At 61.1% G+C, this 13463-nt stretch carries 11 protein-coding genes and 1 riboswitch; of the genes, 3 read left to right on the top strand and 8 right to left on the bottom strand.

What is annotated here, in order from left to right:
• The first annotated feature begins 1 nt into the window (after position 1).
• Positions 2–1189 carry a cysteine desulfurase family protein gene (locus F8C90_RS02765; RefSeq protein ID WP_158048927.1) on the top strand — a complete coding sequence of 396 codons (1188 nt, stop codon included), beginning with the start codon at positions 2–4 and terminating at the stop codon, positions 1187–1189.
• Positions 1190–1314: 125 nt separating this feature from the next.
• Positions 1315–1752 carry a large conductance mechanosensitive channel protein MscL gene (gene mscL, locus F8C90_RS02760; protein ID WP_158048926.1) on the top strand — a complete coding sequence of 146 codons (438 nt, stop codon included), beginning with the start codon at positions 1315–1317 and terminating at the stop codon, positions 1750–1752.
• Positions 1753–1946: 194 nt separating this feature from the next.
• Here mscL and F8C90_RS02755 read toward each other — a convergent pair whose 3' ends face one another.
• From F8C90_RS02755 to F8C90_RS02735, 5 genes are all read right to left on the bottom strand, one after another.
• Positions 1947–2921: an L-lactate dehydrogenase gene (locus F8C90_RS02755; protein ID WP_158048925.1), complete on the bottom strand. Its 975-nt coding sequence runs from the start codon at positions 2919–2921 to the stop codon at positions 1947–1949.
• Positions 2922–3005: 84 nt separating this feature from the next.
• Complete coding sequence (locus tag F8C90_RS02750; RefSeq protein WP_158048924.1) at positions 3006–3416, bottom strand: pyridoxamine 5'-phosphate oxidase family protein; 411 nt, start codon at positions 3414–3416, stop codon at positions 3006–3008.
• Positions 3417–3487: 71 nt separating this feature from the next.
• Positions 3488–4288 (bottom strand): energy-coupling factor transporter transmembrane component T family protein, encoded by an 801-nt coding sequence (locus F8C90_RS02745; protein WP_170264506.1) that lies wholly within the window; start codon positions 4286–4288, stop codon positions 3488–3490.
• Positions 4285–6249 (bottom strand): energy-coupling factor transporter ATPase, encoded by a 1965-nt coding sequence (locus F8C90_RS02740; RefSeq protein ID WP_246155753.1) that lies wholly within the window; start codon positions 6247–6249, stop codon positions 4285–4287. The genes F8C90_RS02745 and F8C90_RS02740 overlap by 4 nt, the downstream gene beginning before the upstream one ends.
• A gap of 3 nt (positions 6250–6252) precedes the next feature.
• Positions 6253–6846 (bottom strand): ECF transporter S component, encoded by a 594-nt coding sequence (locus F8C90_RS02735; RefSeq protein ID WP_158048923.1) that lies wholly within the window; start codon positions 6844–6846, stop codon positions 6253–6255.
• 144 nt (positions 6847–6990) lie between these two features.
• Positions 6991–7161, bottom strand: a riboswitch (FMN riboswitch).
• 685 nt (positions 7162–7846) lie between these two features.
• Here F8C90_RS02735 and F8C90_RS02730 point away from each other — a divergent pair.
• Complete coding sequence (locus tag F8C90_RS02730; protein WP_413588070.1) at positions 7847–8896, top strand: inorganic phosphate transporter; 1050 nt, start codon at positions 7847–7849, stop codon at positions 8894–8896.
• A 191-nt stretch (positions 8897–9087) separates the two neighbouring features.
• Here the strand turns inward: F8C90_RS02730 and F8C90_RS02725 are convergent, their stop codons facing one another.
• From F8C90_RS02725 to F8C90_RS02715, 3 genes are all read right to left on the bottom strand, one after another.
• Entirely contained in the window at positions 9088–10518 is a 1431-nt protein-coding gene (locus F8C90_RS02725) for an MATE family efflux transporter (protein WP_170264505.1), read from the bottom strand.
• Positions 10519–10653: 135 nt separating this feature from the next.
• Positions 10654–11418, bottom strand: coding sequence for a class I SAM-dependent methyltransferase (locus F8C90_RS02720; protein ID WP_158048921.1), 765 nt, complete (start codon positions 11416–11418; stop codon positions 10654–10656).
• Positions 11419–11455: 37 nt separating this feature from the next.
• Positions 11456–13150, bottom strand: coding sequence for a flavodoxin family protein (locus F8C90_RS02715; RefSeq protein WP_158048920.1), 1695 nt, complete (start codon positions 13148–13150; stop codon positions 11456–11458).
• Between the last annotated feature and the right edge of the window lie 313 nt (positions 13151–13463).

The raw sequence follows: 13463 nt of genomic DNA, 5'->3' as shown, positions 1-13463 counted from the left end.
TATGAGCCATATAGCTGAAAGCTACCTCGACAACGCGGCGACCACGCCTACGCGTTCCGAGGTCATCGAGCGCATGAACGAGGTGATGCGCGACGCATGGGGAAACCCCTCGTCGGTTCATGCCGTGGGAATGCGCGCGAAGGAAGTCCTCGAAGAGAGTCGTGCTACCATCGCCGGCGCGCTCGGGGTCGAGCCTGGCGAGGTGTACTTTACTTCGGGGGCTACCGAATCGAACAACCTTGCCGTCCGCGGCGTGTGCTCGGCGCGACGCGACAACCCTGCCAAGATCATCACCTCGACGCTTGAGCATGCGTCGGTCACGCGAAGCGTGCGCGGTATGCGCCGCGAAATGAATTGGCCAGTTACCTACATCGATGCTATCGATGGCAAGCTCGACCTGGGGCAACTGCGCGATGCGCTCACGGAAAGCCCCACGTCGCTCATCACTATCATGAACGTGCAGAACGAAGTGGGCTACATCTTCCCCTCGGCGGAGATCGGCCGCATGCGCGACGAGCTCGCCCCCGACGCGCTCTACCACGTCGATGCCACTCAGGCGTTCGGCAAGCTCTCTCCGAAACCGCGCGAGTGGCACGCCGAGCTGGCGTCTGTCGCCTCGCACAAGATCGGCGGGCCGCGCGGTATCGGCGCGCTGTACGTGCGTGACGGTGTGAAGATGCACACAAACGCATTCGGCGGCGGGCAGGAGCGCGGGCTTCGCTCGGGCACAGAGCCGGTGTTCCTTGCTGCCGGTTTCGCGCGTGCCGTCGAGTTGGCGCAGGCCGAGCATGAGGAAACCCTCGCGCATGTGCGCGCACTGAGCGCGCAGATCCGCGCTGAGCTCGCGCGCCTTGTCCCCGATGCTATCGTGAACTCGCCCGAGGACGCGTCGCCCTTCATCGTGAGCGTGAGCGTACCCGGGCTGCGCAACGCGAAGTCGGTCGCATACTTGAGCGATCGCGGCGTCTATGCATCGCGTGCATCGGCGTGCGAGTCGAACCACGAGCATGTGGCGGCGGGCACGTGGCGCAAGAAGCACCCGCTATCGCTCCAAGCGGCGGGCATCCCGCTCTCGCAGGGCAACACGACGCTGCGCGTGAGCTTCTCAGGCGCGACGACGCCTGACGACGTCGATCGCTTCGTTGCGACGCTTGCGGAATGCAATGCGGAGCTTGGGAGCCGTAAATAACAGGCGACCCCCTTTGCGTTCGGCGAAAGGCAGACTGCTGTACTTGACGGAAGGCGTGCGGGACTTTTTGCTATAGTATCTCGCAATACGTTCCCGTATTTCCATTTCGACCGATAGGGGAGGGCATGAAGAAGTTCCTGGGAGAGTTCAAAGAGTTCATCAACCGCGGCAACGTGATGAATCTGGCCGTCGCCGTCATCATCGGCGGCGCGTTCACGGCCATCGTGACGGCGCTCACCACCAACATCATCAATCCGTTCATCTCGTTTATCGCAGGCGGCACTCCGGGCGAGCTCTCGGGGCTGGTGGTGCCGGGTACCGAAATCGACTTCGGCGCCTTCATCTCGGCGGTCATCAACTTCCTTATCGTGGCGTTCATCGTGTTTTTGCTGGTGAAGGCCGTCAACAAGGCGCAGGAGGCTGCCGATAAGCTCGCGGGCAAGGAAAAGGAAGAAGAAAAGAAGCCGCCCGTGTGCCCCTTTTGCTTAGAAGAGGTGAAGGAGGGCGCGACGCGCTGTCCGCACTGCACCGGCGCCTTCGACGAGCCCGCGAAGGGCAAATAGCCTGATAGCGCGCCCGTAACCGAGGCGACTGTCACCAAAAACGCGGCTGCATCTTCAAAAGAGAAGGTGTAGCCGCGTTCGTTTTGCAAGCGTGCTCAACTTGGCGCGTCTTACGAGTACCCCCTGTGCGCTCGCTGCGTTCGTTTTGCAATTCGCAGCTACTTGTTTGCAGCTGCAGGAAACCGCCTCTATCCTTACAGGTCGAGCTTTTCGATGACGCTCTTGAGCACCTCGGCGGATGCGCGCAGGCGTGCCTGCTCGTCATCGGAGAAAGGCGCGGGAACCTTGTATTCGATACCTTCGGCTCCAACAACGGCGGGCATCGAAAGCGCGATGTCGGAAATGCCGTATTCTCCTTCCATCAGGTTCGATACGGGAAGAATGGGCTTCTCGTCGCGCACGATGGCCTCACAGATGCGCTTCACGGACATGGCGATGCCGTAATAGGTGGCGTGCTTCTTCTCGATGATTTCGTACGCCGAGTTTTTCACGTCGTTCTCGATTTTTGTCATGGTCTCGGCGCTGTGCTCGCGCCCGCGCAGGCGGCTGAAGACGTCAATCGGGATGCCTGAGACGTTCGCAAGGCTCCAGATGGCGATCTCGGAGTCGCCGTGTTCGCCGACGATGCGCGCGTGGACATTGCGCGGGTCGACGCCGAGATGCTCGCCGAGCACGTACTTGAAGCGTGCGGTGTCGAGCACCGTTCCCGACCCGATGACGCGGTTCGCGGGCAGTCCCGAGAGTTTGAGCGCCACGTAGGTGAGGATATCGACCGGGTTCGACACGACGAGCAGAATGCCGTCGAACCCGCTATGCGTGATTTGCGGCACGATTGATTTGAAGATGCTGACGTTCTTGCTAACTAGATCAAGGCGCGTTTCACCTGGCTTTTGGTTTGCGCCCGCTGTGATGATCACGATGCCGGCGTCGGCGATGTCGGCATAGTCGCCCGCGTAGATGTTCGCCGGCGATGCGAGCGGCATGCCGTGTGCGATGTCAAGCGCCTCGCCCTCGGCGCGGTCGCGGTCGACATCGATCAGCACCATCTCGGAGAACAGTCCGCTTTGCATCAGCGCGAACGCGGATGCAGATCCTACGAACCCGCATCCCACGATGCCAACTTTACGGAAATTGACGGGGCGTGTACCCGTTTCGATGCCGTTTGCCATGAGCCGTTCTCCTTCGTTGATTTTCGTTTTGCTATTGTGCCACAAAACGACTGACTGCCTAGGGTTGCTCGGCGCAAAACCCATCTAGAGTTCTACGGGAACCCATTCCTCATGGTTGCAAATCCAAGCCTGCGGTTCCTCCACGCTGAAGAACGTGAGCGTGGGGTCGTTCGGCCCGTCGTAGGTCTCGCCAAGCCCGCTCAAGTGCGCGAAGCCGGCGTAGCGGATGTCGTCGTTGACCCTGTCCTCAAGCCCCGCGCGCCCGCGGAGGATAAGCCAGCCATGCCCCGGCCACCAGGCCGTTGCCTCGAACTTCGGATTAGCGACGAGCTCGTCCCACACGTCTTTGGTTGTCGCGGTGCAAAACCAGATCTTGCCGTCCTGTTCGGCGGCGAAGCTGAAGGGACGCACGTGCGGCTGGTCGTCCACGCTCGTGGCGAGATACCACGCGGGCACGGCGCTTAAGTACTGCAGAATCTTCTCGTTTCCAGTCATGGGGGTACCTTTCTTAAACGATAGGGTACGAAATAATCTGCGGGGATGGATACAAGTCCGCCCCGACAGTCTTACAGAAGGATGTTCACCGCGATTACGCACGCTAGAAGGACGCCGACGAGCGCGCAGGCGACGCCGTCGCGAGGGGCGAGGCTTAGCGGATGGAGCCTCGTTCGCCCTTCCTTGCCGTGGTAGCAGCGCGCCTCCATTGCCGCAGAAAGCGTCTCTGCATGGCGAAAAACGCTGGTGAACAGGGGGGTCATAAGCGATGAGAGCATCTGTACGCCGCGCAGAGGGCTTGTCTTGAGCCCCGCGCCGCGCGCGAGCTGCGCTTCGCGAATGCTCGAGAACTCGGTTGCGAACTGGGGCATGAAGCGCAGGGCGATGCCCATGATCATGCCGATCTCGTGCGCCGGCACGCCGATGCGCGCGAAGGGGGACAGCAGCCGCTCAAAGGCCTCCGTCAAATCGAGCGTCATCGTGGTAAGCGTGACGAGGCTCATCCCCGCCATCATGAGCAAAAGCCGGCAGGCGATTAAAAGGCAAGTGAAGACACCCTGCTCGCTAACGCGGATGAACGCCCACTCGAAGTAGACGGGGCCGCCCTGCACGACGAACAGGTTCATGATTGACGCGATCACGACGATGAACAAGAGTGGGGCGAGCGATCGGAGCGCTTTGCCTGCGGGAATGCGGGCAAGCGCATAGGTTCCCACGACGAATAGCGCTACAGGAATGAGCGCGAGAAAGGACCTCGCGTTCAAGGTGATCACGATGAACGCGCATCCGAGCAAAAGCTTCGCGCGCGCGTCGAGCTTGTGGACGGGACTTGTTCCCGGTACATAGCTTCCGAAAGAGAATCCGCGCATCATATGAGACCTCGCAGATAGGCGACGATCGAGTCTTCGGTGGCGAGCCCCTCATGCGGCATAGGGAGCCCTCCCTCACGCAAAAGGTTCGCGAAATGCTCGGGCGAGGTGGTTGCAAGTCCCACCGAGGTCAACTCCGCCGCACGGGTGAACACCTCGGCAGGTGCCCCCTCCATGAGAAGCTTCCCCTCGCTCATCACGGCGACGCGGTCGCAGAGATTCGCAAGGTCGTCCATATTATGGGACACCATCACCACGGTGAGCCCCTCCTCATGCAGGCGGGCGACCATGTCAAGAAAGGATTTCCGCGCTTTCGGATCGAGGCCTGCTGCGGGCTCGTCGAGCACGAGCACCTCGGGCTCCATGGCGAGCACGCCCGCAAACGCCACGCGGCGCTGCTGGCCGCCCGAGAGCTCGAAGGGGCTGCGCGCGGCAATTTCCTCAGGATTGAGCCCTACGGTGCGCAGGGACCGTTCGACTCGCTTGGAGACCTCCTCTTCCGAAAGCCCCAGGTTGCGCGGCCCGAAGGCGACGTCTTCTGCCACGGTTGCCGCGAAAAGCTGGTTTTCCGGGTATTGGAACACCACGCCCACGCGCCCGCGCACGTCGTTGGCGGCGCCCTTTTCCGCAATGTCGCTCCCGAAGGCGACGACGCGGCCGCTTGTGGGGTGCAGAATGCCGTTCATGTGCTGGATGAGGGTGGACTTGCCCGATCCGGTGTGCCCTGCAATGCCTAAGAACTCGCCATTGCGCACCTTGAGGGAAACGTTGTCAAGCGCCCAGAGCGCCTCGGGGGAGTTTCCCCATTTCGCCTGCTTAGGTGCAGGTTTTTTGCCTGCTTTGCGCTGTCGGCGCGCCTCGGCGGCGTCGTAGGTGAACGATACGTTTTCCAGCCAGATGAGCACATCGCCGTCCGTGGACGCTGCAGGAGAAGCGGGGAACTTCGCGCATTCGGTCGCTCCTGCGGCTGTGCTTGCTTTGGGTGCAAAAGGCGATGCGGACGCCTTCTCGGTGAGCGTTTTTCCTCCCGATGGGCCCTGGGGCGCTGCATTCTCGTGCGCACTGCTTGCGGCAGCTGCGTGCGAGGAGAAAACAGAAAACACGCTTTCTGCGAGAGCCTCTTCGGTCACAGCGGCGATCACGGGCACCCCTGCTCGACGCAGCGCCTGGGAAAGCTCGGCTGCGAAGGGAACCTCCAGGTTGAGGGCGGAAAGGGCATCAACATCGACAAGCACTTTCTGCGGCGTGCCGACGCGCGCCACTTTCCCCTCATCGAGCACGATGACGCGGTCGGCGAGGGCTGCCTCCTCCATGAAGTGGGTGATCATGACGACGGTCATGCCTTGATTGTTGAGCGAGCGCACGACGCGCATGAGGCCTTTGCGGCCGCGGGGGTCGAGCATTGCGGATGCCTCGTCCAATATGAGGATCTCCGGGTTCATTGCAAGGGCGCCGGCGATGGCGACGCGCTGCTTCTGTCCGCCGGAAAGCGCGTGCGTCTCGTGCTTCTCAAATCCTGAAAGACCGACGTCTTCGAGGCGCTGCGTTACACGTTGCCGCAGCTCAGCTGTGGGAACGCCGAGGTTCTCGGGCCCGAAGGCAACGTCGTCTTCCACAATCGACGCGACGAGCTGGTCATCCGGGTTCTGGAATACCATGCCGGCGCTTTGGCGAATCGCGTAGGTGTGCTCGCGCTCGGAGGTGTCCATGCCGCAAACCTCCACCTGCCCCTTATCGGGAACGAGCAGCGCGTTCAAATGCTTCGCGAGCGTCGACTTCCCCGATCCGTTGCCGCCGAGGATGCACACGAACTCGCCGCGCTCGATCTGCACGCTTGCGCCCGAGAGCGCGAACGCCTCGCCGTCGTAGGTGAACGAGACGTCGCGCATGCAGATGATGGGCACCTCGGCGGACGCGGGGGCGGAATTATCGACGGGTTCTTCGGGCAGAGGCTTCCCAGTCATGGTTTAGCGGCCCTTCACCTGGTTTTTCTTCGGCGTGATGAGATTTGAGATCGCCTTGTACACGATGAGCGTCAGAAGCGAGTTCAGCACGGTCTTGATCAGGTTGAAGGGCACGACGGCGGGAAGCAGAAGCGGCATGATGACGTCAACACTGCCGTACCAGAACGCTACGCCGATCGTGAGGTTCGTGATGATGGCGCCGACGGTCGCACACACGACGCCCACGATAAGGCCGAGGATGGCGCCTTTGAGGGTGTGCTTCTTCTTGTAGATGAGCGCTGAGGGGACGACGAAGAACAGCGTCGCACAGATGTTCATGAGCGACCCGACCCATTCACCCAGGATAAGGCCGTGAATCACCGCGGCGATGGAGCCGACGACGAAGCCCGCGCCCGGGCCGAAGGCGAAGCCGCAGACCATCGCGGGCATGAGCGAGGGGTCGTAGGTGAGGAAGGGCGCGGCGGGCAGGAGGGGGATCTGGATGAAGGAGAACAGCGCGGCGATGGCGCACATGAGCGCCATGGTGACGAGCTGGCGTGTGCTCCAGCGGTTCGTGTTCTCGAGTTCGACCTGCTTGGTTGCTTGTGTGGCTGACATGACAGCCTCCTTCTCGCAAGGTGGGTTTCTGCGGGTCCGCTTCTCACCCTGCACAAAAAAGCGGGCCCGTATGAATTCTTTTACATACGGGCCCGCGAATACGCAGTGTCGACACGCCTCGGCAATGCCATGGCGCGCTGCGATTCTCTGCCTCTTCCATCCGGACTGTAACCGTTGGTCCCGGATTCTCACCGGATCAGCCAAGCGAACGAAGCACTGGGGCGCCTCATCTGCTCGGGTCGCGGACTTCCAGCTTGACATGCTCGCCTTCTGGTTACCGCCAGTGGGGAATCTCACCCCGCCCTGAAACAGAATTCATCTAGCACGCATTGTATGCGCGAAAGCGGCAGGCTTCAACCTCTCTGCGGAAAGTTTTTGGAAGAGGGAGGTGATAGGGTGATTTGAGACTGGCGGTCCGCATGCCCCGTGTCGCGAAAACGGGGCATGCGAAGAAAAGACGCGCCCCTTTCCAACCTTAACTTGGATGAAACGCGCGGGAAACATGCATCGAGTATCTTTGGGAGGTCGATACGGGAGGCCGCGCGGAAAGCGTCTGCGCGAAGCCTCGCGGTATCGGCGAAATGCAACGCTGTTCGATTACGGCGTAACGCAAGACCGCACGACGATGAACACCCTAAGGCGGCTCTGCGGCACGATGCCCCCAACCCACGTGCCGCACCCGCAAATTTCTTTTGCTGTGCAGTTGCTGCACAGAAACGGGGCATATTTGCTCGTTTTTCGAAGGGGAAGACCCTCGACCGCGCACAAGAACGCTCCCGCTTCCCGTGGTTCTCGGCGTTAAGGGTTTGCCTGTGAGTCTCCGCCGTCGGCGGGTTTTGTGCACATTGCCGATATTGCAGCCTTGCACTCCCCAGCATGCACTACATTATTAAGGCTGTGTAAAGAGCGGTCTGCATGAGGCGATATTCCTCGCGCTTGACACGCACGGGACCAAGACGAACTCCCGAAAGGGTGTTCGACAACATAGACGGGGTTGCACGTGGCGTTTACGTTCGTAGATTTCTTCACCCAAGCGATGGCTCAGCCCATCCTGTTCGTGATTTTGATCCTCGTCATCGGCGTGACCGCCGTTTCCGGCGCCACCGACGCGCCGAACGCCATCGCGACGGTAGTTTCCACGCGCTGTCTTACGCCGAATGCCGCGATCGCGCTCGCCGCAGTGTTCAACTTTGTAGGCTTGGTCGGCATGACGTTCATTTCCACCGCCGTCGCGAAGACGATGTTCGGGATGGTTGACTTTTCAGGAGACACGAATGCTGCGCTTTTAGCCCTGGTAGCAGCTATGATTGGCGCAATTGCATGGGGTATCGTCTGCTGGATTTTCGGTATCCCGTGCTCGAAATCCCACTCGCTTATCGCAGGTATCACCGGCGGCGCCATCGCGCTCAACGGTTGGGCGGGAGTGGTTCCCGTCGAATGGGCGAAAGTCATCTACGGCATGGTGTTCTCCCTGGTCGCTGGCTTCATCTTGGGATGGGTGTTCACCAAGGCGATCGAGGCGCTCTTCCGCAGTGTGAACCGCATCTATGCGAACCGCTTGTTCATCATCATTCAGGATCTGTGCGCTATCGCGCTTTCGTTTCTCCACGGTGCGCAAGACGGCCAGAAGTTCATGTCCATCGCCATGCTCGGCGTTGCCCTGTCTTTCGGTAGCTCGACGCCCGACTCGAGCGGCTTCCCGATGTGGATCATGATCGTGTGCTCGGCCGCCATCTCGCTCGGCACCGTCGTCGGTGGCAAGCGCATCATCAAATCCGTCGGCATGGACATGGTGAAGCTCGAGAAATACCAGGGTGTCGCCGCGAATTTCTCGACCACGTTTACGCTCCTGTTCGCAAGCCTGACGGGCATGCCCGTCTCCACGAGCCACTGCAACACCTCCGCCATCATGGGCGTGGGCGCCTCGAAGTCGTTCAAGCGCGTGAACTGGGGAATCGCGAAGAACATGCTGCTTGCCTGGGTCATCACGTTCCCCGCATGCGGCGTTATAGGCTTCGTGCTGGCAAAGCTGTTCATGCTGTTCGCGTAGGCGAGCGCCTGCCTTTTGCTGCATGCTTGTCGATTGGCTGCATCGAAGTCTTGCCTAGCAGGTGATCTTGCGGGCTTTCAGTTATCCCATTTCCCCACGTCAACGCGGGAGGCGTGCTCGTTGACGCAAGCGCGAGCTGATTCGGGCCCCGGGAGCTTCGGTCTCGCTTTCGAGCGAGTCGGCCCCTTCCGTTATGCGGCGTTTTCGATGCGCGCTGCCCGCTTCTGCTCGCGTGCGGCAATCTTTGCGCGCTCCTTCGCGTAGGTGCGCTTCCTTGCGAAAAGATAGAGTGCGATCATCGTGGTGCCGGTGACGAACCAGGTCACAGGGTAGATGTTCAGCAGCGCCTCGAAGCTGCCGAGCAGCGGGAACAGCGTGAACACATAGATGACGCGCAGCACGCACGAACCGATGATGACCACGACCGTTGGGAGGATGGACCAGCCCATGCCGCGCAGTGCGCCTGCCGTTATCTCGTAAGTGCTGGGAAGGCATTCGAGCAGTTCGACGTGCCAGAGCCTCGCGGTCGCGAAAACGAGGGCGCCCGCCTCGGTGGTAAAGATGCTCAGGCCCGTGTTTCCCAGGCTGACGAGCGCAACCGATACCGCAAAGGAAAGCCCAAGGGAGAGGCCCATCGACCAGGCGACGATCTTGTCGCAGCGTGAAAGGTTCCCTGCCGCGAAGTTCTGCCCGACAAAGGTGATGGCGGCCTGGGAAAACGCGTTGATGATGAAGTAGGTGTAGTACTCGAAGTTGAGCGCAGCGGTCGATCCCGCGATCGCATCGGTGCCGAAGCTGTTGATTGACGTCTGAATGATGATGTTCGATACCGCGAACACAACGCCCTGCAAACCCGAGGGCACGCCGATATAGAGAATCTGGTGTAGAGCCCGCTTGTCGACGCGAAGCTCCCGCACGTTCAGGCGGAAATCTTCCTCTTCGTGCATGAGCATCACGATTACGATCGCCGCGGCGAGCGCGTAGGCGGCAACAGTGGCGGCGGCGATACCTGCGGCGCCCAGGTGAAGGACTGACACGGCGAATATGTCGAGCACGGCGTTCACCACTGCGGAGATGGCGAGCGCATAGAGCGGACGCCGCGTGTCGCCCTTTGCACGCAGGATTGCCGAGCCGAAATTGAACACGAGGAAAAAGGCGACGCCGGCGAAATAGATTCGCAGGTAGCTAACCGATTCGGCGCGCGCTTCGTCGGGGATCCCCACGCTGTCGACGAGGAAGCCTGCGATGGCGATGCCGATCACGGTTACCAACACGGCGGAGACAATCGCGATCACCGCGGTGGTGTGCACGGCGGCGCGGATCTTCGAGCGGTCGCCTTGTCCGATGCGTATAGCGATCGTCGCGTTCGTGCCGATCGAGACTCCTACGAAAAAGCTGATGAACAGCGCAGTGAGCGGAGCGACGCCGCCGATTGCGGCGAGCTCGGTGGAGCCGAGAAGGCGTCCGGCGACGATGGCGTCGGTTGAGTTGAACAGCTGCTGAAAGATGCTTGAGAAGGCCAGCGGAATGGCGAAGAGGAAGAGCTTGCCCACAAGCGGACCATGCAGCATATCGATGCTGTTGCGGTTCGCCTTCTTCTCCGCAGTGTTTTGCGACGACATTCGAAATCCCCCAGATACTTCGATCGTTTGTTTTTGGCGCGCCTGCATATTCGCATTATTTATGCAAATGCGTACTCGCCGAATCTCCTTTCTACCGCGCTGAGGGAGGTTGTGCAAGGGAGAAGCGGCGTGAACTTAAGCGAGCGGTACCTTTATGCTTGCGGGGATGATGACGTCGTAGCGCACCGCCTTGCCCGCGAGCGAATGGCTCGGCTTCACGCCTGCGAGATGTGGGCCCTTCGCAGGGCGCTTGACGACTACTTTGCGCGGGCCGGCGGAGATGGCTGCGGCGAGGAGCGCCCCTTCGTTTTGGCAGGGCGCTTCGAGGTGGTGGATGAGCTGGAACTTCTTCTTCACGGCGGCGCTCTTGCGGCGCTCGGGGAACATGGGATCAAGATAGATTACGTCGGGCGTGTCCCCAAGATGCGACATTGCCTCGATGCTGTCTTCCTCGAAAAGCTCCATACGGCAGGCGATGTCAGCGAGATTGGGGTTGGCTTGTGCGCGGTTGAGCGCGTCGCGCACAAGGGCTGCGACGGTGGGGTCTGACTCGTACATGCTTACGCGGAACCCGGCAGCTGCCAGGAGAAACGAGTCCTCGCCAAGGCCTGCCGTGGCGTCGATCGCCCATGGCTCGGCGCAGTCTCGGACCTTCGCCGCGCGAACGAGCAGCTCGCTTGAGAGGCGGCCTTTCCGGATGCGGGGCAGCAGCTGCGAGAAATCGCCGCGAAGCACCATCCCGTCGCCGACAAGGGCAAGTCCTTGCTCGTCACGGCGAAGCGACGTGCCTCCAAGGGCGGCGGAAGCCTCGCGCTCGCCGTGCTGCGACGGCGCGATTGGCGAGGGGCCGTTTGCCCCTTGCTGCTCTGCGTGTGTGCTCTGTTGCTCGACTTTTCTCATGTAATAGCATTCTAGCGCGTTTCGCTTGATGTCGGCGCTATCCTCGGGCGATGTGGCGGGGGTACCACTTTTGGAACCACGCGGTGAAGACGCCCATGAGCGCGGGAAGGACCGAGTTAATCGCGCCGACAAAGCTGGCCGCGTCCGTCTGCATGATGAGATACGTCCAGATGGGCGTGACCAGGTAGAGAATTCCCCACGCTGCAGTTAGGATGCGGTTCGTCCTCATGAAGATCGGGTTGCGCAGCGCCGCGTCGCCGTTGTAATTGTTCTTGGAGTAATGCGCGGTCAACGGCACCTTCGCGAAGCAGGAGAGCGTCCACATAAGCCCGAACAAAAGGTACGACGCCGGAATCACCAGGACGGGAGGGGCTCCTGCCAAAAGCGCGATGGAGCAGGCGCCGACCCCCAAGCCCGAGATCTGGTCGTAAAGGGTCGCCTTCGTTCGATGCATCAATACGGGTAGCAGCACGCATACCGCCACGCTGACCAGGCTGCCCCAGAACCCGTCGATGGAGGCTGCGATCCAGAAGACGATCCAGGGGGCGAGAAGCAGCATCATGTTGGTTTTCGGCTCGACCTCGTTCTTGCCGCGCGCCGCCGCGGCCGTGTTGCCTGCTGAGTCCGCGCCCGCGCCCGCGGCCGTGTTGCCCGTGCTGCCCGCCGCGCCTGCGTTCGCTGCCCCGAAGAACTCATCCCAGTGAATCATCAGGTCGAAGTCACCCTCGACCGAGTACATATGCCTCATGAGCGCCTCATCGCCGGCAACCTCGCCGCTGGCGATCGAGCGCCAAACGCTTAGAGGCGTGTTGATCTTCGTGGTGAAATCCGCGGCAAAGCCTGCGGCGGGTTCCTCCTCCACGTGGCTTCCTCCCTCGCCGAGAACGATGCGGTAGGTCTTGCCGATGTCGGTGTAGTTCATGTCGAGCACGACGTCGCGCTCCGGCCACGCCTGCCTGCGATAGAGGGCAGCCATCTGACGTGTGAACACCAGGCTGGGATCTTCCTTCTCGCCGGACTTGCCGACTCCCCAGCTCGCGTTCGCCATCGTCTCGAAGACGTCGCGCGGGAACAGGTTCTGGTCAAGCTTGCCGCGGGTCTCCTCGCTGATGGCGCTGGATGCGAACTCCTTCCCGGCCTTTCTGACCCAGGAAAGGTACTCGTTGGTGCGCTCGGCCAGCTCGTTCACCCTGAAAAGCTCGCCCTGGCCGCAGAAGATTGCGGTGTAGCCGTCCTTCCCGCAAAGCCGGTCGAACAGGTCGCTCACGCAGCTGTAGTTGCCCTTCGCGGTGTAGAAACCGCAGGTCGAAATCACCACCGTGCGCTTGCCGCTCATGTCGTAGCGCGACGGGTGCCCGCCGTTTTCCGCCTCCGCGCTCATAAAGGGAAGCGCCATGGGAAGCTGCCGATCGATCAGGTTCTTCAGCGGGCCGGGCAGCCCGAAGTAGTACAGCGGGAAGCTCCAGATGACGACGTCGGCCTGCAGGATCTTCTCGATAATCTCCTGCATGTCATCATGGATGCAGCATTTCCCTGGCGTCTTGCTCCAGCAGGAGAAGCATCCCCGGCAGGGCTTGATGTCGAGCGCGCCGACGCTCAAGGCATCGACTGTGGGCGCTTGCTTGTGGGAGCTTTCTTCTTGGACGGTAATGCCTTCTATGAAAGAGCTGGTCAAGCGCCAGGTATTGCTTTGCTTGCCCTTGGGGCTGCCGTTGATTGCCAGAATTCTCATTTCGCGCTCCTCGGTTCGGTGGCGCAGTGCTCGGCCCAGTCGATGTGCATTCGCAGGCTTCTTCTGCCGAAGTCGGCGGCCATCTTCCAGTACGGGCTTTGGTCCTCAAGGCCGAGCTTGCCTTCGAATTAGTCGATGATATACCACAAATGGAATATTGGTAGCAGGTTGGGGTGGCTTTTGTGGCACGCCTCCTGCTTTTGGCGGCCTGAGCTCATTCCGCGAAAGACGGCGCAGCACGTTAGCGCTAGAATTGGAGCAATTGACCAAGGCCCAGAGCAAAGCTCCAAGCCCAAACCCCAACCCCAAGCCC

This window comes from Ellagibacter isourolithinifaciens, from assembly GCF_008831035.1.
Taxonomy (GTDB): Bacteria; Actinomycetota; Coriobacteriia; order Coriobacteriales; family Eggerthellaceae; genus Ellagibacter; species Ellagibacter isourolithinifaciens.
This window is presented reverse-complemented; position numbering and strand designations above follow the sequence as displayed.